The organism is Flavisolibacter ginsengiterrae DSM 18136, from assembly GCF_059568575.1.
Genome location: NZ_JCANTR010000005.1, coordinates 181,283 through 206,308, shown reverse-complemented (window position 1 = coordinate 206,308; position 25,026 = coordinate 181,283). Strand labels below are relative to the sequence as shown.

Below are 25,026 nucleotides of genomic sequence, written 5' to 3'. Positions count from 1 at the left end.
AAAAATTGTTGAGCCCCTATTGCATTCTATAAAAATTCATTTTATGTTTGTACAATCCTCTCATATCCATTGCCAAAGACCTTCTGAATTTTAATTACAATCCTCTCATATCCATTGTTAAAGACCTTTTGAATTACAATACCTTCTCGAAATCCCTACCCAATTTTCCTCTGACAGCCGTTTAACCGATTTTCTTAAACTTAAACGCATTATCATGAGAAGGATTTTTACTTACTCTTTAGCACTCGCATGTTCTTTTATAACCGTACAGGGTTATAGCCAGACACTTAACGAATTAAGCAACACAGCTTGTAATTTCATCAATTTCAACGGGGCAGAAAGTGAGAACTTTAATAATGGCTCCTCAACCAGTTTATCAGGTTTTTTTGGAACGGGATGGACCAAAGTGATCCAGGGCTCAAATGAATATATTAGCATTCCCTCAGCTGCGGAAGGGACAACTTATTCTTTAAGCACCAGGAACTATACAACTTTTGCCAATACCCTGAACCTGAAATTTAATATTTCAGGAAGTTCAAAAGTTGCTTCTTATTCCATTTATATCCAAACAGCTTCATCTACTACATTATTAGGAACTGTAGCTCATGGATCTAATGGAGTTTCAGGAGATCAATGCCTCCAGATCAACAACTGGAGCCTTTTTAATCAAACTTTCCGTTTCGTGATCAACTTCACTACTGATGCAGGCACAGACGGAAGGGGAACTTTGAATTTTGACAATTATGCACTAACCAATGTATTAGCATCTGCCACTCCACTTCCGGTTCATTTTGGTCGTGTGGATGTTAAAGCTGTTAATGCTGGAGTTGGCTTAACCTGGTTTGTTGATATGGAAGAAAATGTAAAAGGCTACGAGATCCAGAGAAGTGGCGATGGCCGTGGATTTACAGCTATTGGATTTGTTCCAGCCGGTTTGGAAAAATCATACAGCTTCGTGGACAATAAGCCTTTAACTACAGGATTTTACAGGATCAAATCAGTAGATATTGATGGCAAATACATGTATAGCATTGTGGTAGTGTTCAAAGGAGGCCAGTTTGTAGTTCCAATGAAAGCCTATATGTCTTCCAAAAACACATTGACTGTACAACACAATGAAGCTGTGAGCGGTAGCTTATTAAGCATCAGTTCCGCTGATGGCAGGTTGGTAAAATCATTGGTTCCTAATTCTGGCAGCCAACAATCAATCGTTGATCTGTCAACTGCTAAACCAGGTCTTTACCTCGTTCGTTTCGAAAATGGTACTGGCGGTGCAGAAACCTTAAAGGTCATTAAGCAATAAGCTAACTATCAATTCATAAAAAAGGCCGGGAACTATTTTAAAAGAATAGTTCCCGGCCTTTTATTTGTAATACCCGGTCTGTTTTCTTCATCATTCATATGAGTACTTTCCAGGATAGATAAGCTTATTATTTCTACGGTACCTGTGTAATATATACCTGCATTTTAATAAAGAGCATACTTCAGTATAGTAAATGCACACTACATCCATACTCTCCCTGTAGAAAACCCGTTCATACCGTATTCCTATACGGGGTTAGTACGGGTTTAGTACGGGATTACAGCGGAGATACAACGGGGTTACATATCCGAAGCCTGGTCTTTGCCAGGAGGTTTCTTAGCCTAAGGACAGGAGAGAATATTGAAGTTTCCTCAATAACCTTTGAACAAATAGCGTGTTGGAAAAAGTAGGATATAAAAAAGGCTGCTCTCCGCATAAGGAAAACAGCCTGCAATGAATGTTCATAATTCAATTTTACCTTAACCTGTCCATACTCCTGATTAGTTTTTCATCCTTCCATATACCTCGTGCTGCCAAAATATAACTACCCAATATGGCAAAATGAAAGATGCACCATAAGGCAATAACGCTATTGCCAAAATTGGTCATCTCTATAAAGTACATTGACAGGAGAATGATAGAAAGGAATATACCCAGGTAGCAAAGTTTTAACTGGAGCTTCCTGTTATCAAAAAGGAAGATGGTAACAAAACCAAGCGCACCAGTTACTACTGTGATGATACTCAACCAAATAGTTGTTGTAGCCTCAAGCGGTACACTTGTAGGGACCGCATCTTTTAAATAATCGCCATTGGCAAAAGGAAAGCGAAAGGTGATGGCGCAAAACGCGGCAACCAGTAATAACCAGATGCTTTGAATTCTTTGGATCATATATATCTGTTTAACTTAATTCCGGGTATAGGGGAAACTGTTGCATGAACTCATGTACTTCTTTTGAAACAGAACTCACTGTTTGTGCATCATCAATATTCATCAATACTTTATCTATAAGGTCTACAACTGTCTGCATATGAGATTCTTTCATACCCCTGGTGGTAATGGCGGGCACGCCTACACGAATACCTGAAGTCACAAACGGGCTTTTATCATCAAATGGAACAGCGTTCTTATTCAAAGTGATGTGCGCTTTATCCAGTGTTTCCTGGGCTTTTTTGCCTGTAATATTTTTATTCCGCAGGTCAATTAGCATCAGGTGGTTGTCTGTACCAGCGCTAATGATATTGTAGTCTTTGGCCACCAAAGCCTTTGCCATAGCCTGTGCATTGGATTGAACCTGGCGGGCATAGCTGGTAAATTCATCACTCAATATTTCCCCGAAAGCAATAGCCTTGGAGGCTATTACATGTTCTAACGGACCTCCTTGTATGCCTGGGAAAACAGCCATATCCATCAGGTGACTCATCATCCGTGTATTTCCCTTTGGATCTTTTACACCAAATGGGTTTTCGAAATCCTTACCCATTAGTATTATACCACCTCTGGGACCTCTTAAAGTTTTATGGGTAGTTGACGTAACAAAATGACAATGTTCAAATGGTGAAGCAAGTAGTCCTTTGGCAATAAGGCCTGCCGGATGTGCAATATCTGCCATTACAAAAGCACCTACTTCATCTGCAACCCTTCGGATACGGGCATAATCCCAATCGCGGCTATAGGCCGAAGCACCACATATAATCAATTTAGGTTTTTCTTTGCGGGCAACTTCTTCCAATTGTTCATAATTCACCAGGCCTGTATCCTTATGCACACCATAAAAGAAGGGCTGGTACAGTTTACCACTAAAGTTGACGGGTGACCCATGCGTCAGGTGACCTCCCATGCTAAGATCAAGTCCAAGTATCTTATCAGCGGGTTTTAAGACGGCAAGCAGCACAGCTGCATTGGCCTGCGCACCACTATGGGGTTGAACATTGGCGTATTCACATTTAAAAACCTGTTTGATGCGGTCAATAGCGAGTTGTTCTGTTTCATCTACAAATTCACATCCGCCATAATACCTTCTTCCCGGGTAACCTTCAGCATATTTGTTGGTCATTACATTTCCCATAGCCTGCATAACCTGGAGGGAAGTGAAGTTTTCGGAGGCTATCAATTCAATACCATGGCGTTGACGGTCTAATTCTTTTTGAATAATGTCAAAAACAAGTTGATCTCTTTGCATTCTAGTTGATTATGGTTCTCATGTACAAGTAGGTGAAAGAACAAAATTTATTGGGCCTGTTAACCGTTTTATCACCAGGTACATATTGCAAAAATAAGTGTGTACTGCCAAGTAAAGGCATTTGACTTGTTTAATATAAAATCAGTAATTTCGACCGCTTCTTTTTGTTGAATAATCAATGAAAAATGGTGGAAGTGTGTGGATCGGTGCCTAAGCCCACCAAAACAATTATCAATGAAAGCAATTATTCCGTTAGCAGGTGCAGGAACTAAATTAAGACCTCATACTTACACGCAACCCAAAGCCCTTATACCTCTTGCTGGCAAGACGGTTCTGAGTATAATAGTTGACCAGTTAAAGGAAGCTGGTATAAATGAATTTATATTTATTGTAGGTTACCTGGGCGAAAAGATCCAGGATTATGTAAAAGCCAATTACCCGACAATTACCGCCCATTTCGTTTACCAGAATGACAGGCAGGGTATTGGACATGCTGTCAGGCTCACTAGTAACATTGTGGCTAATGATGAAATCCTGATAGTATTGGGAGATACCATTTGTGATTATGACGTGCCCGCAGTGATCAAAAGCAATACCTCGATGATTGGCGTGAGAAAGGTCGATGATCCCAGGAACTTTGGCGTGGCTGAAATAGATTGCGATGCCAACATAACCCATCTTGTTGAAAAGCCCCATATTCCCAAATCAAATATGGCCCTGGTGGGTATTTATAAGATTAAGGAAACAGAAATGCTTTTTCAATGCCTGGAAGTGAATATCAAGCAAGGTATAAAAACGCATGGTGAATATAATATCACGGATGCCATTGATTGCATGATTCAAAAAGGCGCGCATGTCAATGCTTTCAAGGTCGATAGCTGGTTCGATTGCGGTAAAAGAGAGAGCCTGCTGGAGTCTAATGCTACCCTGTTGAAAAAATTTGGAGCAAAAGCAGAATTGAGACCTGAATATGAGAACACCGTTTTAATTCAACCCGTGAGTATAGGCAAGGGCTGTACCATTAAAAATTCAATTGTAGGTCCTAACGCTACAATTGGAGACGATACAACCATTGACTTCTCTATCGTTAAAAACTCTATTATAGGATCTTTCTCCAATCTTTTTGATATTGTGCTTGATGATTCTCTTATTGGAAGCGACACTACTATCAGGGGAGAAACAAGATCCTTGAATATTGGGGACAATACAGATATTGACCTGGGCTGACAGTTTATTGTTTCCTGCCTTGCTGCTGTCAAATCATCTTACAAAAGTCTCCCTTATTTTTACCTATGTTCTCAAATAGAATAACCGATCTGTTCAAGATCCAATACCCTATTATACAAGCAGGAATGATATGGGCGTCCGGATGGAAGTTGGCCAGTGCTGTAAGTAATGCAGGGGCCCTTGGCCTTATAGGTGCCGGAAGCATGTATCCCGAAGTTTTAAGGGATCATATCCGGAAATGCAAAGCCGCAACAGATAAGCCATTTGGTGTGAATGTTCCTTTGCTTTATCCCGAGCTTGATAAACATATCAAGGTAATTATTGAAGAAGGAGTAGAGATCGTTTTTACTTCTGCCGGCAACCCCCGGACCTGGACATCTCACTTACAACAAAATAATATAAAGGTGGTGCACGTTGTAAGCAGCAGCAAGTTTGCCTTAAAGGCACAGGAAGCAGGGTGCGATGCCGTAGTTGCTGAAGGTTTTGAAGCAGGCGGTCATAATGGAAGGGAAGAAACAACCACCATGGTTTTGGTGCCCGCTGTTACAAGTGCAGTGTCTATCCCGGTTATAGCAGCAGGCGGGATAGCTACCGGGAGGCAAATGCTGGCAGCTATGGTTTTGGGAGCTGAAGGTGTGCAGGTAGGTACCAGGTTTGTGGCCAGCGAGGAAGCTTCCTCACATTTAAGTTTTAAGGAGGCTGTAGTGCATGCAGCAGAAGGTGATACACAATTGTCATTGAAGAAGCTGACGCCGGTGCGACTTTTGAAAAATAAGTTTTTCCAGCAGGTTCAGGAGGCTGAGGCCCGGGGTGCTTCTGCTGAAGAACTAAAGGTTTTATTGGGAAGAGCCAGGGCAAAGGCCGGGATGCATGAAGGAAACCTGGATGAAGGTGAACTGGAGATTGGGCAGGTTAGTGCGCTGTTACATAATATATTGCCTGCCGGCGACATAGTCCATAACCTATGGAAAGAGTTTGAAAAGGGTCTGGCAAATCCGCTAAATAATCCTAAATTTATCTGTGAAGATTAAAGGGATATAGATACAGATCACCTTTTAATAGAAAACCATGAAATTGAAATTACTGCTTGTTACTTCTGTGTTTTGCTTGACTGCTTTGATCTCGCGTGCTAATACCACACCTGGAACTGAAATTGAAAACACAAAGAAAAATGATATTGCCGGCGGAGTGATACACTCTGAAACTCATAAGCCAATAAGTAATGTGAATGTGGTTGCTTATTCAAGCGCCAAAAAAGAAAAGGTGGCTCTAACCGATGGTAATGGAAATTATTTTTTTACAGACCTGAAACCCGGTACCTATAAACTGGTGTTTGAAAAAGATGGTTTTAAAAAAGTGACTAAGGAAAAAGTAACAATAAGGCCCGAAGAAGGTTGCCAGTTGAACATTGAAATGTCTGAAAATGATGCTTTTCAAATATTACCTGGCTTATTGTTTACGGATTTTGAATAACCTGGTCTGAAGGTATTGAAAACTGGGATGTGTGAAGAACATCCCAGTTTTTTTTATTATGGTGCAATAAAGAAATAGAATTGGCCACCCATTGCTTTTCAAATTTTTTATTTTCAAAATATGCCCATGCTTCTCCAAAGCTTTTTTTGGTCAGATCTCTCGTAGCAATTGTAATATGTGGCTTGAAAGGTCTGAGTTCAGCCTTTATATTGTACTCTTTATTATTTGTAAACTGATTTTCAACTGAACTCTTTAATGCATGTAAGTCATTGTTTGCTATGACATCAATAAAAATCGTCCTGGGGGTAAAGGCTGCAAAATTGGAAGTGTTAATGATAAATGGACAATGAGCCCTGCTGATAATATCAAGATCACTAATAAGGTCTTTTTCATGTGCAGGTTCCAGCCAAAAGGGTGGAATTAGTGTAATGTGGGCAGGTGATTTCAGGCCAACCTTGCACCCATAACGTTCCAGCATTTGTTGCTTGTAAACAAGTATTTTCTCATTCAATTCTTCAGGAAGAACATGGGCAATAAAATACATTTCCATAATGGTCCTGGCTGAATGCATATTTAAAGTTAGGGTAGCTAATTAATACAAAAGAACTCCATGAAGAAGTTCTTTTGCAGAGTTGTTTTGGTTATGACAAGCCCCTTTAATCATTTTTTATATTGAAATCATCATTGGATTTTTCAATGGTAAAATCTTTTTTCCCTTTTAAATAGGATTGGTATTTATTGGTTATTGATCCTGGTTGCTCAACACCATTGATTAATAATTTGCCGGATTTATACGATATTGTATAGTCTTTATTTTTATCTATTAATCCATCCTTAGATAAGTCTTCAATAAGGTTCTTGTAAGTCGTTAATTCTTTCTTTGCTTTTTCGATGCTTTCATGGGCCTGTTTCATCGATTTTTCAATTTGCGGCCTTATCTCTTTCAAATTGGATTGGATTTTTTCCAGGTTAACTGTTTTGGCTTTTTCCATTTCCGCATGAATCTTATCCCAGTCCACCTTGGCCACGGAATTCTCAATCTCAGCTTTGATCTTGTCGAAATCTATTGCCTTCACATTTTTATCCAGTTCCGCCTTCATTTTCTGTAGGTTCTCTTCCTGTAAGGCCTTTTGTACATCAGCATTGATCTTCGCGGCATCAACCTCTTTCATTGCCTGTGCAAGTTCTTCCTGCATTTTTTTTGTATCCAACTGCAGGTTTTTGGTTGCCTCCTGCAGATCCTTTTCCATTTTGGAAAAATCTATGTCTTTCATTGATCGGTCAACTTCCGCCTTGCTTCTTTCCAATTCTTCCAGGGCTTCATCTATATTCCTGATCTTCTTACCACGTTCTGGTAATGTATCTGAATGGGAAGGTTTGGATTTGGAGGGTTGTTGCTGAAAGGCAAGCGCAGTGCAAAGAATAAAAGCAGCTATTGCTACCAGTGGCATTTTTTTCAATAATAATGTCTTATTCATAAACAAGGTTTTTGATTAACGAAACATTTCGTACCAAATGTACGATTGATTTCGTAAAACCTGATTTGCCCATGTATTTTCCATTTTCTTTAACGTCTGACCCATTTGGCCATTTCTTTCCAACTTGGTTTTTTACCGTACAGGAGAATGCCTGTCCTGTATATTTTGGCACTAAGCCAGGTAGTGAAGAGAAAACCAATGACAAGGCAAACCATAGACAGGCCTAATTCCCAATACGCTACTGTGCTGGGAACGCCGAATGGAATTCTTGACATCATCACAATGGGAGAGAAGAACGGAATGATACTACTCCATTTCGCCAGGGAACTGGTTGGATCGTTAATGGAATTGATCATTATAATTATTGCGATCACGATAGGCATGGTGATGGGGAAAGTAAGGCTTTGTGCATCCTGTGCGTCTTCATTCACTGCACTTCCAACAGCAGCAAACAGGGCGGCGTAGAATAAATAACCCCCGATGAAATAGAAAATGAAACAACCAATGACCAGGGGCCAGTTGACGGATGAAAGTGTTAGTTGGGCATTGGCTATGGTCTTAATGGCTTCCGAAGTTTGGGCAGAAGAACCAGACATTTGGTTGCCCTGTGACTGCACCTGTTGTAATACTTCCGCCGGAATGAAAGACATCATTATACTGCTGATGCCAAAAATCAATATGATCCAGATAAGGAATTGTGTTAAACCAACAGCTCCGATGCCCAGTATTTTACCCATCATTAATTGAAAGGGCTTTACAGAAGATATGATCACCTCAGCTATCCTGTTTGTCTTTTCTTCCATAACTCCTCTCATTACCATTACGCCATAAACAAATAAAGTAATGTAAATAAGAAAGGCTGTCAGGTAGCCTATGCTGCTTGCCAAATTGAAATCGGACCGGGTACTGTTTCCCAATTCGCCTTTTTTCACTGATTCAACAGAAGTGAGCTCAGCTCTTTTCTTCAAATCATCAATACGTTTGGGGTCAATCTTCAGCGAATCGGCGATAATATTATTTTCAAGTGCACGGGATATATCTTTTTCTATCTGGTCATTGGCAAAACGACTGAGGCTTTTTTCTGTAATGACCTTAAAATTATTGCTTTGATTGATGCCGGTATGAGGAGGATACAATAAAGCTGAATAACCTTTTAAATGGAAATTGCTTGTATCTATATCTGTACGGAAATCGTAACTGACTGATTTGCTACCTTCCAGGTTGGATTTTAAAATACCATTGGGATCTACTACGGCTATCTTTTCATTCCTGATATTTTTAACTGTAACGAAGATCACTGTACCGATGATACCTACAAATAACAACGGTGTCAGGATAGTCGATAGTATAAAGGTCTTCTTGCGTACACGACTCAGGTATTCGCGTTTTATAATGAGTGCAGTTTTGTTCATGGTAATAATTTAAGCGGGTATGTTTTGAAATGCCCTGGCAGCAGGTGTACCCTCTACCAGTTGGATAAAAATCTCATTTAATGAAGGAAGAATTTCCTGGAAAGAATGAATGGAACTGTTTTGGTTGATATAATGCCGTAGGACATCATTGGGTGTGCGACCATCATGAATCTTTACCACCAGGGAATGGTCTTCATTTTCCCTGATAATGTCAAATACTTGATTATCTCCTGCACCAGAATAGGAGTCCAAACCAATTTTATAAAGGTTCTGCTTGAACTGTTGTTTTACTTCCTTTACACTACCATCCAATATTTTTTTGCCTTTATTCACAAGTACTATCTGGTCGCAGATCTCTTCCACCTGCTCCATGCGGTGGGTACTGAAAATAATGGTAGCACCATTTTTTGCCAGTTTATAAATTTCCTCTTTGATGATATTGCTGTTTACAGGATCCAGCCCACTGAAAGGTTCATCCAGGATGATCAGTTTGGGATCATGAAGGACAGTTGTAACAAATTGGAGCTTTTGAGACATACCCTTTGAGAGGTCTTCCACTTTCTTATTCCACCAGCTTTGCATTTCCAGCTTTACAAACCATTCCTTGATCAGGCGAAAAGCTTCATTTTTTTCAAGGCCTTTTAACTGGGCCAGGTATAAGGCATGTTCCCCGATCTTCATCTTTTTGTATAAGCCTCTTTCTTCAGGCATATACCCGATCTGTTCTACATCTTTCATGGCATCAAATGATGCGCCTTTAAAAAGAATGCTGCCGGAATCAGGATACAGGATACCCGTGATCATTCTTAGCAATGTGGTTTTACCAGCTCCATTGGGTCCTAATAGTCCAAATATGGTTCCCGGTTCAACCGAAAAGCTGATATCATCAACAGCTTTTTGTGTAGCGTAATACTTTTTTAAATTATGGAGTTCTAAAAGAGCCATGCAGAAAGTTTTGTGTAGTAAATATAAAATGACAATGACCAGGGAGATTTAAAATTATACCAAAAGGCTCATTGTCCATATAAAAGGAAAGTATTGATATATAAACAAGGCTATTTTAATTGGCCGGTGATCACCGCAATGCGATCTGCTATTCTTTCGCCATCCATAGCGGCGCTGACAATGCCCCCTGCATACCCGGCACCTTCCCCACAGGGAAAGAGCCTTTTTATTTGTGGATGCTCCAGGCTTTCCTCTTCACGAGGAATCCGGACAGGTGATGAGGTCCTGGATTCAGTAGCCACAACTACTGCTTCATTGGTCAGGTATCCTTTCATTTTTTTGCCGAATTCAATAAAAGCTGATTGTAAAGACTGAAATATAAATGGAGGCAGTACTTCTTTTAAGTTGGCAGAGTGAATTCCGGGCAGGTAACTGCAATCGGGTAAATTGGATGACACGATATTTTTAGTGAAGTCTGCCATGCGTTGTGCGGGAGCAACCAATTTGCCGCCGCCAATCTCAAATGCCTTCTGCTCAACTGATTGTTGAAAATACATGGCTGCCAAAGGCCCATGATTTTTGAATGGAGCGATGTTCCTTTCATCAACCGTTACCACGATCCCGCTATTGGCATAGGGATTATTTCTTTTGGAGGGCGACCAGCCATTGACAACGATCTCGTTGGCATTAGTGGCAGCAGGGGCTATAATGCCACCAGGACACATACAAAAGGAAAAAACGCCTTTACCCTGGACCTGTTGCACCAGGCTGTAAGACGCTGGAGGTAAATAGTCGCCGCGTGTAGGACAATGGTATTGAATAGAGTCTATCAGGGCCTGGGGATGTTCAACCCTTACCCCCAATGCAAAGGGTTTTGATTCTATCAGGATTTTCCTGGCATGGAGTAACTCAAAGATATCACGGGCTGAGTGACCTGTTGCCAAAACCACCGCATCGCCTGTAATGCTATCACCGTCACTACATTGTACACCTTTAATGCTGCCTTCTTTTATATGTAGATCAGTAACCTTTTTTTCAAACAGAACTTCTCCACCACAGGCAATTATTTTTTCCCTGATGGATGTAATGATATGCGGAAGCTTGTTCGTTCCTATATGTGGATGTGCATCATATAATATGGTATCAGATGCTCCAAAATGGAATAACATACTGAGGATGCGGTTAATATCTCCTCTTTTATTGCTTCGGGTATATAGTTTGCCATCGCTGTAGGTACCTGCGCCGCCTTCTCCAAAACAATAATTGCTTTCAGGGTTTACAACGCCTTCCTTATTAATGGCAGCAAGATCCCGGCGGCGGGCACGAACGTCCTTGCCTCTTTCCAGTACAATAGGTTTGATGCCATGTTCAATCAATCGCATAGCCGAAAACAGTCCGGCAGGTCCGGCACCTATGACTATTACTTTAATTTTTGATTGTTTAACATCCTGTAATTCTAATGGAACAAGATCCCTTATATGGTAGGGTTCATCAATAAAAGAAGTTAAGGAAAGATTGATCCATGGCTGCTTGCCCCGTGCATCTATAGATCTCTTATGAATGATGAACCCTGATATTCTTTCCTGGGGTATACCTGAGGATAAGGATAAGGCTTTCATTATGAGTTGATCATCTGCAGCCTCTGAGGGTAAGAGCTTTAAGGAAACTTTTTGTTGCATGTGTCAGGTTTTTATCCCGAAAAAAATATCCCTGCAAAAATGGAGGAAGAGATTGGCAATTAAGCACAATGAGTTCCTAATTTCCTTTCGGAAAATGATTCTTGTCAGGTTAAAAGAAGAGTTCCGCTTTTTATACTTGCAATACTCCAAAATGTTCGTAGATTAACAGGGGAAAATTTAAAAATAGGCTTCTTCTTCAGGTAGTAAAAATTCTCAGGAATAAAAATTTTTTTTTCGCATGCTTTTTTAGATATTCGCTTTCCTGTCCTAAAAAAATTTTTTTTTACACACTCTGTGAAAAACCTATCTGAATAAATTTGTAACTCAATATAAAAACTGCTTTGGCGTACATGGAGAAAAATGCAGAACTAGTTTGGTCCAATTGTTTATCTATCATAAAAGATATAGTAGAATGGCAGCATTTTAAGACCTGGTTTGAACCTATCCAACCCGTTATCCTGAAAGAAAATGTTTTGATTATCCAGGTGCCCAGCCAGTTTTTTTATGAATACCTGGAAGAGCATTATGTGAACCTGTTGGCCAAAACATTAAAAAGAGAGTTAGGAAAAGATGCACGCCTGGAGTACCGTATAATGGTAGATGGTGGAAACACAAGGAATAAACCGGTAACAGTTGATATGGCAGGTCATTCTTATAAATCTTTTACCAATAATGAAATGGACTTTCCGCTGGTTATTAATACGCCTGTAAAAAATCCTTTTGTTATTCCGGGGTTGAAAAAAATGCACATCGACCCGCAACTCAATCCAAATTATACATTAGAGTCTTATATAGAAGGTGATAGCAACAGGGTAGCGCGCAGAGCCGGTAAAACTGTAGCTGAAAAACCCGGCGCCAATTCATTCAATCCTTTGGTAATTTATGGTGGAGTGGGATTGGGGAAGACACACCTTGCCCAGGCAATAGGTAATGAGGTGAAAAGATTGCAGCCCAATAAAGTGGTTCTGTATGTAAGCTCTGAAAAATTTATCAACCAGTTTGTTGATCATAGCCGCAATAATGCCATTAATGATTTTATCCATTTCTACCAGTTAATAGATGTATTGATCATTGATGATGTGCAGTTCTTCAACAGGGCGGAAAAATCACAGGATGCTTTCTTTGCCATTTTCAATCACCTGCATCAATCAGGAAAGCAACTGGTACTGACCTCTGATAAATCTCCTAAAGACCTGGAAGGTGTTCAGGAAAGATTATTGAGCCGCTTCAGGTGGGGTTTGAGTGCAGACATCCAAATGCCTGATTACGATACACGTATCGAGATATTGGAAAGGAAGATGAAGAACGATGGGTTGGAAATGCCCAAAGAAGTAGTAAAGTATATAGCTTATAATATCAACACGAATATTCGCGAACTGGAAGGAGCACTGATCTCCTTATTGGCACAATCTTCGCTTAACCGAAGGGAAATTGACCTAGACCTTGCGAAAAAAGTGTTGCGAAACTTTGTAAAAACATCCAGTAAAGAGATTACCATCGATACCATTCAGAAAATGGTTTGTGATTATTTCGATGTGCCTTATGATAAGCTATTGCAGAAGACCCGTAAGAGGGAGATCGTGCAGGCAAGGCAGATCACGATGTACCTGGCAAAGGCATTTACCAAGAATTCATTAAAGACAATTGGAGAGCATTTTGGAGGCCGTGATCATACAACGGTTATTCATTCCTGCCAGACTGTTAAGGATCTTATGGATACCGATGGCACCTTCCGCGACAGTGTGATGGAGTTACAGCAAAAAGTGCAGTTAGCCGCTATGTAATAGATTGATATTATTGAGATAGGCCCCAAATTCTGAAGCAATATTTTTAGAATTTGGGGTTTATTTTTTTTAGTAATTACCTTGATATCCCTATTTTTGCAACCCTTGCAAATGAGGTGAGGGAAATTGTGGGCAAAGGGTGAGGTGGATGAGTGGCTGAAATCAACGGTTTGCTAAACCGTCGTAGGGCCTTAAAGCTCTACCGAGGGTTCGAATCCCTCCCTCACCGCTGGACACGGGAAGTAGCGCAGGCCGGTAGCGCACCTGGTTTGGGACCAGGGGGTCGCAGGTTCGAATCCTGTCTTCCCGACAAAACAAACAGAGCCTCTGGCGAAAGCCAGGGGTTTTTTGTTTTGAAGTGGTGCAAGCTTGCTTGCAAAAACGGAAAAACAAAAAACCCTTGGATGCTCGAAGTGCAGGCAAAGGCTTTGTTTGTTTTAGTACACCTCATTTTAGGATCAGCGCAGCTAATCCTTTTATTGTTTTGGAGCCATGCAAGCTTGCTTGTTGATGGCGGAAAAACAAAAAAACCCTGGATACTCGAAGTGCAGACAGAGGTTTTGTTTGTTTTAGGCCGCCCCATTTTAGGATCAGCGCAGCGAATCCTGTCTTCCCGACTACGCCCTCTGAAGCTCGATAGAGTGAAGGCGGGTCATTGTCCGCCATAGCTTTAGCGACGGTGGGCTTTTTTATTTCGATTATCTTAAAAATCCGGGTCGGGCGCAGCCCGATTATTTACACACAATAGACCCGTGCTTACATTGTCATTGTAAGGCCCGGAACTCGAAGTACATGCAGAGACATTGTTGTTTAAGTACACCACATTTTAGCGACAATGGACTTTTTATTAATATTATTCTAGCTTGCTTACATATACAGAAAAGAAAAAGGGCACTTGATCACTCTGGTGCGACAAAGGTTTTAGGAGACTGTATAAAATGCAGACAGAAAATAACAATTACCGGTTAAGAACTCTCTGACTTCATTTCATTAACTTTTACTCAGAAACCCTAACCACCTTCATCCCATAATGCCTGGGATGCACTGCCAGTTCATTGCCTTCCATACAACTGAGCTTTAATATCACCATCCAGGGCACCTTTCTTGCCGGCAGCTTCAAATGCAAAACGCATTGGTCTGTGTCATTAAAATTATACAACTTCGATTCCTCACTGTCTATCATAATGCTACGATCCTTGCTTGCATCTCCGGATAACAATATAGCCTCAAAATAATAACCACTCACAAGCCTGCTGTTTCGTTTGATAACATGCCTGCCTACAGGTAGGGTAAGCGCAACCTCCCCATCTTTTATAACTATACTTACAGGCTGAAGGAGCAGCTGTTCCAGTGGATGCTTTTTTTGAAAATCAAACCCTTCCAGGAAATGAAAATCCATCTTCCCCCTGGCATTCATTGCCTTCTTCAGCATTCCTGCCATACTCGCCTGGGCCCACCCCTTGGCCAGTCCTTCAAAATAAGGCGCCAGCCTGGCAAATAAGCGCCCTGCAGCTTTATTGGTAGATGATGTTAATGATGCATTCTTAGACAAAGAAGCATTCAGTACCGCTGGTTTAATTGTCCCCCTTTTCCTTTTCCAGATATACCGGTCTTCCAGCTCCGAAAGAATGTATAAATCAGGATCGGGACAGGGAGGTATTGCTTTCCTTTTTTTATCTGGCATATGTTAGTTTGGCAGATCAATCAAAAACTACTTCCAAACTATAAAAATTATTCCTTTATTCAAATACTTATAGAGATATTATAGAGGTGTTATAGAGGATTTATAGAGATCATCATGTATACTTGCTCCCTGCTTTCTTGCACCTTACTACATATTTTCTTCTGGTATAACAAGAGGATGCTTAAGATACAAAGCATTTATGGGCACTGGACCTATTGATTAATGAGATTGATAAGCGATATAGCTGCGTTACTTTTTTCGATTTAAATGCAAATCTTTATCATTGATGTGTAGTTATATGAAATTACGCTAATCTTGCTCATTTATTTGCTAATGCCTCTCTTACCTTAGGCGCTATCTTAGTTCCAAATAACTCAATGGATTTCATCAGCGACAAATGAGATGGCCCACCTACATCCATATGCGCAGAAAAGCGGGTAAGGCCAAATAGTTCCTCCATTTTCAGGATCTTATCAATGGCTTCATTAGCATTACCGATCAAAAGATGACCCTTCGGCCCCCGTCCATACTCAAATTGCTGCGACTGGTAGGATGGCCACCCTCTCTCACGTCCAATACGGTCCATTTGAGCTGCGTATAATGGATAATATGCTTCAGAAACCTGTTTGCTGTTCTCTCCAAAAAAGGAATGCATATGAACACCCACCCGGAGCGACTGGGGTTCATGGCCAAAATGTTCATACACTTTCCTGTAATAATCAAATAAGGGCTTGAAGTGAGCAGGATTACCACCAATAATAGCAAAGATCACAGGCAATCCATGCTTTCCGGCTCGTAGAACAGATTCCGTGGTTCCTCCCACAGCTACCCAAATATCAAGGTGATTATCTACAGGACGGGGATAGATTTCCTGGTTGACAAGGGCAGGCCTGAACTGTCCTTTCCAGTTTACCCTTTCTTCATTATTAATCTGCAATAACAGGTTCAATTTTTCTTCAAATAAAGCATCATAATCTTTCAGGTCATATCCATACAGCGGAAAAGACTCAAGGAAACTGCCTCTTCCCACCATTAGTTCGGCACGCCCTCCCGAGATCAGGTCTATAGTAGCATAGCTTTGATATAGTCTCACCGGGTCAGACGAACTTAATACGGCAACAGCGCTACCCAGCTTGATGTGTTTAGTTACTGTTGCTGCTGCTGCCAGGATAATTTCGGGTGTTGACACGGCATAGTCAGCACGGTGATGTTCACCTATACCAAAAAAGTCCAGTCCCACTTCGTCCATCAATTTTATCTCTTCTATTAGCTCTTGTAATCGTTGCTGCGTGGACTGCACTTCACTTTTATTGTTAATGTGCTGATCGCCAAACATGCCTATACCCAGTTCCATGCCTATTTATTTAATTAACAAAGGTACTTTCTGGACAACCTTGCATCCTGTTTAAGACATAAAAATCATAACTGCTGGAAAAAACACGACATCTTCTTGCATTACTATCCATGAAGATTTATTTGACATTAGAATAAGTTATTTAGAAGTGCATATTGAAGTAACATGATAGTCTTTGCATCCCTAATCTCCCCATTTTTCATCTTGCCAATAGCACTATCAATACTCATTTCCAATACTTCTATATTTTCTTCTTCATGCTCCATGCCACCTCCCTCTGTAATTTTCATCATAGGTGTATATTGGGCGACAAAGAAATAAAGGATCTCCGTTACAGAACCTGGTGACATATAGGCTTCGAAAACCTTCTGCACATTATGAACTTTATATCCTGTTTCTTCTTCTGTTTCCCGCAGTATGCAGGCCTCAGGGTCATCCTTTTCCAGCAACCCTGCACAGGCCTCTATCAGCATCCCTGTTTTATTTCCATTAATATAGGTAGGTATCCGGAACTGCCTTGTAAGTATGACAGTACGGTTTTCCTTATTATAAAGTAGGATTACAGCACCATTCCCCCTGTCATAGGCTTCCCGGCTTTGAACCATTCTTTCCCCATTTGCCTTAACATATTGGTAAGTTACCTTCTTCAGGGTATACCAATTATCCGACAATATATCTGTCTGCAGGATCTTTATATCATTGATCATGACTATGGTGTTTGTAATGTTTTATCTTGAAAATAAATCAGAGATATACCTGGACTTTTTATTCATTCCAATACTTTATTAAACGGCTTCTGTCACCTGCTTTTGTTTTTCTTCCTTCTGCTTTTTTAGTTCTTTAAATCTTTGATACAATAACAAGGCAAGGAATGAAGAGGTCATCCCCACTACAATACCTGCCAGGACATCCGTCACAAAATGCTGCGCCAGGTAAACCCTGGAATACCCTACAAAAAATGCCACCAAAGGAAAAAAGATCGTCCAGAATTTTCTTTTCAATAGAAAGGCCATCAACAGGGCATAGGTAAAAGCAATACTGGTATGGCCTGATGGAAAGCTGCTGGTGCTGTGTACTTCCACTCCGGTAACTGTATGAGCCTGTTGCTTTAATATGGCTATGGGGCGCATAGCATCGGCGAATACCACCCATTTACAGAATTGGGTTAATAGTGTGCAAATCACGAAAGCAGCTATAACAGTAAAAAGAAAATCTTTTTTATATACCAGCACATAGGCCAGCAAGGGTAGCCATATCATTCCATCTCCCAGGTAGGTATAGTATTTAAAGAATACATCAAACGATGAATTATGAAATTGGTTGATGATCAGGAAAGAGTGGTTCTTTCCATAAACCGAAATAAAAAAACTGATTAAAATAGCCAGGAACAGGCTGAAACCGGCAGCGAATCTATAATGCCAATAGGCTTGACTTCTCAACAAGACAGGACAATTTTGAAGGACAAAGATATAGGCCTCAAAAATTGCACATAAAAAAACCGCTTTCAGGGAAAGCGGTTTCGTGGATATAGAATGGATGGATGTTAAAACCGGTAACCAAGCGACAAGCCAAAACCAGTATTATTCAATTTGGTCTTGTCATTGGTTGCAGTTGTCTTCGGATTAATGTCTGCTAAACCCAATTGGGCATTCACCTGGAAAGAAACGTTGTTGGCAAACTCATAGCCTGCCAGTAAGTTTCCGCCAGCATCAAAACGTTTGAATTGAGGGGCAGCAGATGTAGCATCGTAGTCCTTATTAAATTGTACATCTGTCGAATTCCCACTGGCCGGCACCACTTTTCCCGCAACACCAAAACCTACATAAGGTCCAAATCCTAATAACATATTACCAGAACCTAATACAGGCTTATAAACAAAGTTTACAGGCACTTCTATGTAAGATAGCTTCACCTTACTACCATTGCTCCATTTAGCCCCTTTTGTGCTGTATAAGGCACCAGGTTGAAGGTAGAAGCCTGAACTCAATGGTATTTCAGCATTCACGCCAGCATTGAAGCCGGTTAAAAGATCATTCTTCAGGCTATTGCCTGCTGCATCTTTTCCATTAATATTCTGAAAGTTTACACCTGCCCGGATTCCAAAACTGGTGCGTCCTGTTTCTTTAACCATGCTTTGTCCATAGGCAGTTCCTGTCATGATTCCCGCAATAGCGGCAATGATCATTTGTTTCTTCATATTCTATAGTTTAAGGATTATACTAATTACTCTCCGGCTTCTTTTTTAGCTTCTGCCTTCATTTTTTCATTGGCTGTGATCACAAATTCTACCCGGCGGTTTTGTGCCCGGCCATCTTCTGTATCATTACTTGCAATAGGATCATTTTCACCCATTCCTTTTGTACTTATACGACCGCTGTTAATACCATGATTTCTTAAATAGCCGGATACCGAATTGGCGCGACGTTCTGAAAGTGCCAGGTTGTATGCATCAGTACCCTTATTATCTGTATGACCAAGCACCTTGATATCAGTGTCAGGATATTTGTTCAGTACATTGATCAGTTTATCAAGATTAGTGGCAGCATTGGTTCCGAGGTCTGACCGGTCGAAGCCAAATAATACCTTCTCCTTAAAATCGATCACAATACCTTCCCCTACACGTCTCACTTCCGCATCTCCCAATACCTTCTTCATTTCTTCTGCCTGCTTATCCATCTTATGCCCGATCACTGCTCCGGTTGCACCACCAACTGCTGCCCCAATTATGGCACCCATGGCTGTATTGCCAGCTGCTTTTCCTATCACTGCACCAATTGCTCCTCCACCCGCAGCTCCGATCACCGCACCTTTTTGTGTTTTGTTCATGGATTTACAACCAGATGCAATAAGCCCCATCAATGCAATAGTTACTGTCAAAAGTTTAATTGTCTTCATAGCGTTTTATTTGCTTTGCAGTTTCCAAACTCCATACCCAATTGGTTCGTTTGCAAAATTTTAAGAGTTGTGTTAACAATTTCAAAACGCATATAAATGATGAAAGGGGTATAAAAAGAAAAGAGGCTGCCGAAGCAACCTCTTGTCCTATTTACCGAGAAGACTATCTTGAATCTCGTTATTATTGCTGGCCTTGAGGCTGCAATGTACCTGTAGTAGTAGTGTTCTGGTCAACTTTCGTTGCAGAATAAAAAACAACCTTGGCTTTAGATTTAGAATCCTTTGTTTTTGTTTTCACTTTTACTTGCGTTCCGGTATTGGCAATGTCTGCATTTGCAGTTGCTGCTGCATCAGCCGCAACACCAAATATCTCACCTGGATTTGCTTCATTATAAGCCTTACCAATGGCAACATTTAATGTATTGGTAGAAGGATCAAATATTAAAGTTCCTTCAGGCACGCTTGTACCGCTTTCTGTTTTTTGTGCAACGATCCTGTAAGTTGCAGGAGATTGTTTCAGGAAAGCTTTGATCTTACCCTGTGGCAATCCTTCAACCCACACCATACCCTTGCTGGCTGAATCCATACTAACTGTTAGTGTAGTTGTTGAATCGGTTGTAAGGTGATAAGTACCAAGAACAGGGAATGCTTTTTCAAGTGTTAATGCCTCAGGCATAGGCTGAAGCGTATACTTTGCTCTGATAGAATCTACAGTTGATTGTGCATTAACAGAAGCTGTTATGAACAGTGCTGCAATAAATAGAAAAATGGTGTTTTTCATACGTAAAACTTTTTATTTGGGAAAGGTTTTCGCCCTACTTACGTAATACTGTGCCAAATTTTAAAAATTCAGAAAATAAATTGCCATTTCAGGCCCGATTGTTAAATTCTTTAGCAAAATAAAAGGGCAGCGTATCTTCGCTTTTTAGCTGTGGAGCTTTAATTATGAAAAAAAATTTGTTGCCTGGAAATGGTGAAACGCCTGAAGAGTTTATTGAAGTATTTGGTGCCAAGGAGCACAACCTGAAGAATGTAGATATCTCTATTCCCAAAAATAAACTGGTGGTAATTACTGGTATCAGTGGAAGTGGAAAATCATCACTTGCTTTTGATACTATATATGCGGAAGGTCAGCGGCGGTACATGGAAACCTTTGGCGCTTATGCACGACAGTTCATTGGTGAAATGGAACGACCCGATGTTGATAAGATCACCGGGCTATCTCCGGTCATATCCATTGAACAAAAAACCACTAACAAGAATCCTCGTTCTACAGTCGGCACTGTTACAGAAGTGTATGATTTTCTCCGGTTGCTTTTTGCCAGGGCCAGTGATGCCTATTCCTACAACACGGGAAAGAAAATGGTGCGATGGAGCGAAGATGAAATAGTGAATAATATCTATAAAAGATTTGATGGTTATAAGATCACGCTGCTGGCGCCATTAGTACGTGGACGTAAAGGTCATTACCGTGAATTGTTTGAAGAGGTTCGAAAGAAAGGCTTCCTGAAAGTTAGGGTGGACGGTGAGGTGAAAGACCTTACTCCAAAGATGCAGGTCGACCGTTATAAGATCCATGATATAGAATTGGTGGTAGACCGGATGAAGGTGACAAAGGATATGCGTACACGTATTAGCCAGAGTGTGCAGGATTCTCTTCGCCTGGGCAAGGACCTGATGTTTGTGATGTACGAGGTAGAAGGTCAGAGATCATCATTATCCAAATATGGTGAAGCGGCCTACAGCCGCCAGTTGATGTGCGAGGATACAGGAATCAGTTACGAGGAACCTTCACCAAATTCATTTTCATTTAATTCTCCTTACGGAGCATGTCCAACATGCAAAGGTTTGGGACAGGTATATACTGTTGACATGAAAGCGATCATTCCTGATGATAGCCTTAGCATCAATGAAGGTGGTATAGCGCCATTGGGGGGAGAGAGGGAAGCATATATTTTCAGGCAGGTGCAAACGCTTTCCAGGAAGAGTAAATTCAGTTTGGATAAACCTATTAAGGATCTTCCTGAAAAAGCCCTCAACCTGGTTCTTTATGGTAAGGAAGATGGTATAACAGGGGAGGAGCTTCAGTTTGATGATGAACAGATTGATGGGAATGTGTACAGCGGAGACTTTGAAGGAGTGGTCAACCAGGTAAAGCGTTGGTTTGCTACCAGTACCAGTGAGGCTATACAACGATGGGCTGAGGCCTTTATGGAATTGACCACCTGCAGCACCTGCGGGGGTACAAGACTGAAAAAAGAAAGTCTTTGGTTCAAGGTTGATGAAAAGAATATTGCAGAACTAAGTAATAAGGACCTGGTTCAATTACAACAATGGTTTGAAGGCATTGAATCAAGGTTGAGTAATAAGCAAAATATAATTGCCAGGGAGATCATTAAGGAAATCAGGGAGCGTTTACAATTCCTCCTGGATGTTGGTCTTACTTATCTTTCCCTTAATCGTCCAACAAGAACTCTAAGTGGTGGTGAATCCCAACGTATTCGTTTGGCAACACAGATCGGTTCACAACTGCAGGGAATTACCTATGTGCTTGATGAACCCTCTATTGGTTTACACCAGAGAGACAATCACCGATTGATCACGGCACTTCAAAACCTTCGGGATATTGGAAACAGTGTGATAGTCGTAGAACACGATAAGGACATTATGCTGGCTGCCGATCATTTGATTGATGTTGGACCTAAGGCCGGCTTCCATGGAGGCCGTATTATGGCCCAGGGCACTCCACAGGCGGTATTGAAACAGGATACGCTTACAGCGCATTTCCTGAATGGCGAAAGAGAAATCGCTGTACCCACTGAGAGAAGAAAGGGAAATGGAAAGAATATAGAAATAAAAGGAGCTATTGGAAATAACCTGAAGAATGTTTCCGTAAAGTTTCCATTGGGTAAAATGATCGTGGTTTCGGGTGTGAGTGGAAGTGGTAAATCAAGCCTGATCAATGAAACGCTTTATCCGCTTCTATCGCAATATTGTTACAATTCCAAATTCAATGCGCTGGGATATAAAAAAATCACAGGGCTGGAAAATATTGACAAGGTGATAGAAATTGATCAGTCGCCTATTGGACGCACACCAAGAAGTAACCCCGCTACGTATTGTGGGTTTTTTACCGAGATACGAACCTTGTTTGCTTCGATCCCCGAAGCCAAGATCCGTGGATATACTGCAGGTCGTTTTTCTTTCAATGTAAAAAGCGGCCGATGTGAAGTTTGCGAAGGCAGTGGATTGCGGACAATTGAAATGAATTTCCTGCCCGATGTATATGTGCATTGTGAAAAGTGTAATGGCAAAAGATACAACAGGGAAACACTGGAGATACGGTATAAAGGCAAATCAATAGCGGATGTGCTGGATATGACGGTTGAAGAAGCTGTTGAATTTTTTGCTGCCGTTCCGTTCATATACCGGAAGATTAAAGTACTGGAAGATGTCGGCCTGGGATATATCACACTGGGTCAGTCAGCAGTTACCCTCAGCGGGGGGGAGGCTCAGCGGGTGAAGCTGGCTACAGAATTGGCCAAAAGAGATACGGGTAAAACCTTTTATATTTTGGATGAACCAACAACAGGTTTACACTTCGAGGATATTCATCATCTTCTTGAAGTGTTGAATAAACTGGTGGACCGTGGGAATACTGTCCTTGTCATTGAGCATAACATGGATGTGATCAAGGTAGCTGATCATATTATCGATATTGGTCCTGAAGGTGGAGAGGGTGGTGGTTTGGTTTTATTTGAGGGCAAGCCTGAAGACCTGGTGAAAATTAAGCAAAGCCACACGGCCAGGTTTCTGAAAGAAGAACTGAAATAAACATTCCGGAAGTTGACTGGTTGAAAAAAGTTGACTGGTTGACAAGAAGAAGCGAATGCTGTTCGTGAATTTAAATGAAGAACCCAAAGCAGCAGAGGGTATTTAAGCAAATCTCTTGAAAAGAGCTGGTGGCTTTTTCATTCGGATACAAGATTATACCAAGCCCCCTGCATGTACGGGTTTTAGTTATGGCAAGAAAAAGAACTAAGTGGAAAAAGTTCCAATAAGGAGGGCAGAAAGTAGTTAATAAAATTTAGCGTACGAATATAGGGAACGGATTAGGTTTCATCAACCGATATTGCATTTTATTAAGCTCTCTGCCGCTTATTGGAAATGTTTTTATTTGATAAGTAATTTACCTTCTTCAATGCTTTCATCATTGGCAAACACATTGTACATGTATGTGCCTTTTGTCAGACTGCTAATTGCCTTCTTCTCTTTACTTTTCAATACTGTCTGGTAGATCAAAGTGCCTTCCAGGTCAAAAATGTAAAAGTGCAAAACCTGTTCTGACTTTGATGTCACGCTGATATCACCTGTATAACTTGGATTGGGGCTTATGCTGACAGTATTATTCTTCTTGTCAGTATCCTTCGCCTTGCTCTCATTGGTGGAGCTCAGGTTGTAAGAGTAATTGCTTGCCTGGGCATTGGCTGCCGAAAAACAAACAAAAAGTAAAGCAGTTAGTATGATTTTATTTTTCATGTTCACAGTATTAATAGAATGAAGGACAACGCATTTGTCTTGCTGCTCTTCCGTTAGGAGAATTGTAATCATTCAATCTCCAGCCCAACTTTAATATCGTTGAAAAGAAACTGTCATTTTGTTTTGGATTACCACGTTGTTCGCCATCGGGTGGAACGCGGTTAGATGAACCTCCGGGTTTAAATCCTTCACGGAAATATAACTGGTTGGCCATTGCTGCCTGCTCTGGTGTAAGGTAATTGGCAAACAAAGCATTGTCAATGTAGGTGGTGCTTACGTCATCCACGTAATCAGTAAATGATTTGCGGTGCATGATTTCCATACCTACATAAAAATTATCCCTTACATAATATTTGAAACCTGCCCCGATAGGAATTTCCCAGGACATCAGTTTGTATTCTTTTCTGTCAGGATATTCAGCCATTCCCTGGCCTTCTAGTCTTAAGGGTTTAAGATCTACCCATGTCGCTCTTCCAAATGGATCATAATATTTTCCTTTGGGATTGAATTTAAATGCTCCAAAGCCTATCACACCATAAGGCCGCAACTTTCCCTGCAATCCATCATAACGCTCCATGAATACGGTTGGATATATTTCTAATGCTCCATAAGCTTCCCAAAGAGGTGACTGGAACTGCAGGTTACGCTTTTCACGGAAATATTCATCGCCCCCTTTATTGTGGATGATGCTATCATAACCTTCCAGGCGACCCTGGTTAATGGCTACACGAAAACCCAGCCACTCGGTAGGGTAAACATTTACAAAAATTCCTTTTGCAAGGTTAATAGTGGAGAAGTTCAGATCTTTCACAAACCGGGTTCCTTTTCCATAGTTACCGCCAAGATCTCCAAGGAATATCAATGGGCCTATTCCTAAGCCTATTTCGACCTTACCGTTACCGGTAGATATGGATTGGGAGAAACTTCGTAAAGTAGAAAGGGTTAACGCGAGAATGAGTACTAGTGTACGTACGCCTGGTACATTTGTTCTCATAGAATTGGGTTTTTGGTTTTAACAAGGATTTGGATAACATGGCTAAAGTATGTACATGATTTATAATGAGCAAGTGT

General features: G+C 40.9%; 22 protein-coding genes and 2 tRNA genes. 8 read left to right on the top strand and 16 right to left on the bottom strand.

Features of this window, described 5'->3' with window-relative positions; all coding sequences use genetic code 11:
- Window positions 1–214: 214 nt before the first annotated feature.
- Window positions 215–1,303 (top strand): T9SS type A sorting domain-containing protein, encoded by a 1,089-nt coding sequence (locus BP74_RS07760; protein ID WP_496372755.1) that lies wholly within the window; start codon window positions 215–217, stop codon window positions 1,301–1,303.
- 474 nt (window positions 1,304–1,777) lie between these two features.
- Here the strand turns inward: BP74_RS07760 and BP74_RS07755 are convergent, their stop codons facing one another.
- Both BP74_RS07755 and glyA read right to left on the bottom strand, forming a co-directional pair.
- Complete coding sequence (locus BP74_RS07755) at window positions 1,778–2,194, bottom strand: DUF4293 domain-containing protein (protein WP_496372753.1); 417 nt, start codon at window positions 2,192–2,194, stop codon at window positions 1,778–1,780.
- 10 nt (window positions 2,195–2,204) lie between these two features.
- Window positions 2,205–3,485: a serine hydroxymethyltransferase gene (gene glyA / locus BP74_RS07750; protein WP_496372751.1), complete on the bottom strand. Its 1,281-nt coding sequence runs from the start codon at window positions 3,483–3,485 to the stop codon at window positions 2,205–2,207.
- A gap of 234 nt (window positions 3,486–3,719) precedes the next feature.
- Here glyA and BP74_RS07745 point away from each other — a divergent pair, with 234 nt between their 5' ends.
- From BP74_RS07745 to BP74_RS07735, 3 genes are all read left to right on the top strand, one after another.
- A complete protein-coding gene (locus BP74_RS07745; RefSeq protein ID WP_496372749.1) occupies window positions 3,720–4,712 on the top strand; it encodes a sugar phosphate nucleotidyltransferase in 993 nt (330 codons plus the stop codon).
- 65 nt (window positions 4,713–4,777) lie between these two features.
- On the top strand, window positions 4,778–5,743 hold the full coding sequence (locus BP74_RS07740) for an NAD(P)H-dependent flavin oxidoreductase (RefSeq protein WP_496372747.1): 966 nt from the start codon (window positions 4,778–4,780) through the stop codon (window positions 5,741–5,743).
- Between the two features lie 37 nt (window positions 5,744–5,780).
- The gene (locus BP74_RS07735) at window positions 5,781–6,185 is read left to right on the top strand and encodes a carboxypeptidase-like regulatory domain-containing protein (protein ID WP_496372745.1); all 405 of its coding nucleotides are present in this window, start codon (window positions 5,781–5,783) and stop codon (window positions 6,183–6,185) included.
- Here the strand turns inward: BP74_RS07735 and BP74_RS07730 are convergent.
- The 5 genes from BP74_RS07730 to BP74_RS07710 form a co-directional block, all read right to left on the bottom strand.
- Window positions 6,169–6,756 (bottom strand): 2'-5' RNA ligase family protein, encoded by a 588-nt coding sequence (locus BP74_RS07730; protein WP_496372743.1) that lies wholly within the window; start codon window positions 6,754–6,756, stop codon window positions 6,169–6,171. The two genes, BP74_RS07735 and BP74_RS07730, sit on opposite strands and share 17 nt — an antisense overlap.
- 85 nt (window positions 6,757–6,841) lie before the next feature.
- Window positions 6,842–7,663, bottom strand: coding sequence for an HlyD family secretion protein (locus BP74_RS07725; RefSeq protein WP_496372741.1), 822 nt, complete (start codon window positions 7,661–7,663; stop codon window positions 6,842–6,844).
- Between the two features lie 89 nt (window positions 7,664–7,752).
- Window positions 7,753–9,075, bottom strand: a complete 1,323-nt coding sequence (locus BP74_RS07720) for an ABC transporter permease (RefSeq protein ID WP_496372739.1) — start codon at window positions 9,073–9,075, stop codon at window positions 7,753–7,755.
- 9 nt (window positions 9,076–9,084) lie between these two features.
- Window positions 9,085–10,020, bottom strand: a complete 936-nt coding sequence (locus tag BP74_RS07715; protein WP_496372737.1) for an ABC transporter ATP-binding protein — start codon at window positions 10,018–10,020, stop codon at window positions 9,085–9,087.
- A 110-nt stretch (window positions 10,021–10,130) separates the two neighbouring features.
- Window positions 10,131–11,699, bottom strand: a complete 1,569-nt coding sequence (locus BP74_RS07710) for an NAD(P)/FAD-dependent oxidoreductase (RefSeq protein ID WP_496372735.1) — start codon at window positions 11,697–11,699, stop codon at window positions 10,131–10,133.
- Between the two features lie 350 nt (window positions 11,700–12,049).
- Here BP74_RS07710 and dnaA point away from each other — a divergent pair, with 350 nt between their 5' ends.
- The 3 genes from dnaA (at window position 12,050) to BP74_RS07695 (ending at window position 13,793) form a co-directional block, all read left to right on the top strand.
- On the top strand, window positions 12,050–13,483 hold the full coding sequence (dnaA, locus tag BP74_RS07705; RefSeq protein ID WP_496372733.1) for a chromosomal replication initiator protein DnaA: 1,434 nt from the start codon (window positions 12,050–12,052) through the stop codon (window positions 13,481–13,483).
- A gap of 138 nt (window positions 13,484–13,621) precedes the next feature.
- Window positions 13,622–13,712, top strand: a tRNA-Ser gene (locus tag BP74_RS07700).
- 7 nt (window positions 13,713–13,719) lie between these two features.
- Window positions 13,720–13,793, top strand: a tRNA-Pro gene (locus tag BP74_RS07695).
- Window positions 13,794–14,480: 687 nt separating this feature from the next.
- Here BP74_RS07695 and BP74_RS07690 read toward each other — a convergent pair.
- The 7 genes from BP74_RS07690 to BP74_RS07660 all read right to left on the bottom strand — a co-directional run bounded on the left by BP74_RS07690 (window position 14,481) and on the right by BP74_RS07660 (window position 20,197).
- The gene (locus BP74_RS07690; RefSeq protein ID WP_496372731.1) at window positions 14,481–15,167 is read right to left on the bottom strand and encodes a hypothetical protein; all 687 of its coding nucleotides are present in this window, start codon (window positions 15,165–15,167) and stop codon (window positions 14,481–14,483) included.
- Window positions 15,168–15,486: 319 nt separating this feature from the next.
- Window positions 15,487–16,521 (bottom strand): LLM class flavin-dependent oxidoreductase, encoded by a 1,035-nt coding sequence (locus BP74_RS07685; RefSeq protein ID WP_496372729.1) that lies wholly within the window; start codon window positions 16,519–16,521, stop codon window positions 15,487–15,489.
- Window positions 16,522–16,649: 128 nt separating this feature from the next.
- Window positions 16,650–17,228 (bottom strand): GDP-mannose pyrophosphatase NudK, encoded by a 579-nt coding sequence (gene nudK / locus BP74_RS07680; protein ID WP_496372727.1) that lies wholly within the window; start codon window positions 17,226–17,228, stop codon window positions 16,650–16,652.
- A 78-nt stretch (window positions 17,229–17,306) separates the two neighbouring features.
- Window positions 17,307–17,963: a phosphatase PAP2 family protein gene (locus tag BP74_RS07675; protein ID WP_496372725.1), complete on the bottom strand. Its 657-nt coding sequence runs from the start codon at window positions 17,961–17,963 to the stop codon at window positions 17,307–17,309.
- Between the two features lie 101 nt (window positions 17,964–18,064).
- Entirely contained in the window at window positions 18,065–18,718 is a 654-nt protein-coding gene (locus BP74_RS07670; RefSeq protein ID WP_496372723.1) for a porin family protein, read from the bottom strand.
- A gap of 26 nt (window positions 18,719–18,744) precedes the next feature.
- Window positions 18,745–19,416 carry a YiaD family glycine zipper/OmpA-like lipoprotein gene (locus tag BP74_RS07665; protein WP_496372721.1) on the bottom strand — a complete coding sequence of 224 codons (672 nt, stop codon included), beginning with the start codon at window positions 19,414–19,416 and terminating at the stop codon, window positions 18,745–18,747.
- A gap of 181 nt (window positions 19,417–19,597) precedes the next feature.
- Window positions 19,598–20,197, bottom strand: a complete 600-nt coding sequence (locus BP74_RS07660; protein ID WP_496372719.1) for a hypothetical protein — start codon at window positions 20,195–20,197, stop codon at window positions 19,598–19,600.
- Window positions 20,198–20,361: 164 nt separating this feature from the next.
- Here BP74_RS07660 and uvrA point away from each other — a divergent pair, with 164 nt between their 5' ends.
- Window positions 20,362–23,250 carry an excinuclease ABC subunit UvrA gene (gene uvrA, locus BP74_RS07655; protein WP_496372717.1) on the top strand — a complete coding sequence of 963 codons (2,889 nt, stop codon included), beginning with the start codon at window positions 20,362–20,364 and terminating at the stop codon, window positions 23,248–23,250.
- Between the two features lie 339 nt (window positions 23,251–23,589).
- Here the strand turns inward: uvrA and BP74_RS07650 are convergent, their stop codons facing one another.
- Window positions 23,590–23,955 (bottom strand): T9SS type A sorting domain-containing protein, encoded by a 366-nt coding sequence (locus BP74_RS07650; RefSeq protein WP_496372715.1) that lies wholly within the window; start codon window positions 23,953–23,955, stop codon window positions 23,590–23,592.
- Window positions 23,956–23,965: 10 nt separating this feature from the next.
- The gene (locus BP74_RS07645) at window positions 23,966–24,949 is read right to left on the bottom strand and encodes a hypothetical protein (protein ID WP_496372713.1); all 984 of its coding nucleotides are present in this window, start codon (window positions 24,947–24,949) and stop codon (window positions 23,966–23,968) included.
- Window positions 24,950–25,026 lie beyond the last annotated feature (77 nt).

What these genes read in the sequence shown, in the direction of transcription:
- BP74_RS07730 (WP_496372743.1), bottom strand. Translation starts at nt 6,756, where the DNA reads ATGCATTCAGCCAGGACCATTATGGAAATGTATTTTATTGCCCATGTT.
- BP74_RS07760 (WP_496372755.1), top strand. Translation starts at nt 215, where the DNA reads ATGAGAAGGATTTTTACTTACTCTTTAGCACTCGCATGTTCTTTTATA.
- BP74_RS07665 (WP_496372721.1), bottom strand. Translation starts at nt 19,416, where the DNA reads ATGAAGACAATTAAACTTTTGACAGTAACTATTGCATTGATGGGGCTT.
- BP74_RS07740 (WP_496372747.1), top strand. Translation starts at nt 4,778, where the DNA reads ATGTTCTCAAATAGAATAACCGATCTGTTCAAGATCCAATACCCTATT.
- BP74_RS07735 (WP_496372745.1), top strand. Translation starts at nt 5,781, where the DNA reads ATGAAATTGAAATTACTGCTTGTTACTTCTGTGTTTTGCTTGACTGCT.
- BP74_RS07645 (WP_496372713.1), bottom strand. Translation starts at nt 24,949, where the DNA reads ATGAGAACAAATGTACCAGGCGTACGTACACTAGTACTCATTCTCGCG.
- BP74_RS07660 (WP_496372719.1), bottom strand. Translation starts at nt 20,197, where the DNA reads ATGAAAAACACCATTTTTCTATTTATTGCAGCACTGTTCATAACAGCT.
- BP74_RS07745 (WP_496372749.1), top strand. Translation starts at nt 3,720, where the DNA reads ATGAAAGCAATTATTCCGTTAGCAGGTGCAGGAACTAAATTAAGACCT.
- BP74_RS07690 (WP_496372731.1), bottom strand. Translation starts at nt 15,167, where the DNA reads ATGCCAGATAAAAAAAGGAAAGCAATACCTCCCTGTCCCGATCCTGAT.
- BP74_RS07715 (WP_496372737.1), bottom strand. Translation starts at nt 10,020, where the DNA reads ATGGCTCTTTTAGAACTCCATAATTTAAAAAAGTATTACGCTACACAA.
- uvrA (WP_496372717.1), top strand. Translation starts at nt 20,362, where the DNA reads ATGAAAAAAAATTTGTTGCCTGGAAATGGTGAAACGCCTGAAGAGTTT.
- BP74_RS07720 (WP_496372739.1), bottom strand. Translation starts at nt 9,075, where the DNA reads ATGAACAAAACTGCACTCATTATAAAACGCGAATACCTGAGTCGTGTA.
- BP74_RS07710 (WP_496372735.1), bottom strand. Translation starts at nt 11,699, where the DNA reads ATGCAACAAAAAGTTTCCTTAAAGCTCTTACCCTCAGAGGCTGCAGAT.
- dnaA (WP_496372733.1), top strand. Translation starts at nt 12,050, where the DNA reads ATGGAGAAAAATGCAGAACTAGTTTGGTCCAATTGTTTATCTATCATA.
- glyA (WP_496372751.1), bottom strand. Translation starts at nt 3,485, where the DNA reads ATGCAAAGAGATCAACTTGTTTTTGACATTATTCAAAAAGAATTAGAC.
- BP74_RS07755 (WP_496372753.1), bottom strand. Translation starts at nt 2,194, where the DNA reads ATGATCCAAAGAATTCAAAGCATCTGGTTATTACTGGTTGCCGCGTTT.
- BP74_RS07670 (WP_496372723.1), bottom strand. Translation starts at nt 18,718, where the DNA reads ATGAAGAAACAAATGATCATTGCCGCTATTGCGGGAATCATGACAGGA.
- BP74_RS07650 (WP_496372715.1), bottom strand. Translation starts at nt 23,955, where the DNA reads ATGAAAAATAAAATCATACTAACTGCTTTACTTTTTGTTTGTTTTTCG.
- nudK (WP_496372727.1), bottom strand. Translation starts at nt 17,228, where the DNA reads ATGATCAATGATATAAAGATCCTGCAGACAGATATATTGTCGGATAAT.
- BP74_RS07725 (WP_496372741.1), bottom strand. Translation starts at nt 7,663, where the DNA reads ATGAATAAGACATTATTATTGAAAAAAATGCCACTGGTAGCAATAGCT.
- BP74_RS07685 (WP_496372729.1), bottom strand. Translation starts at nt 16,521, where the DNA reads ATGGAACTGGGTATAGGCATGTTTGGCGATCAGCACATTAACAATAAA.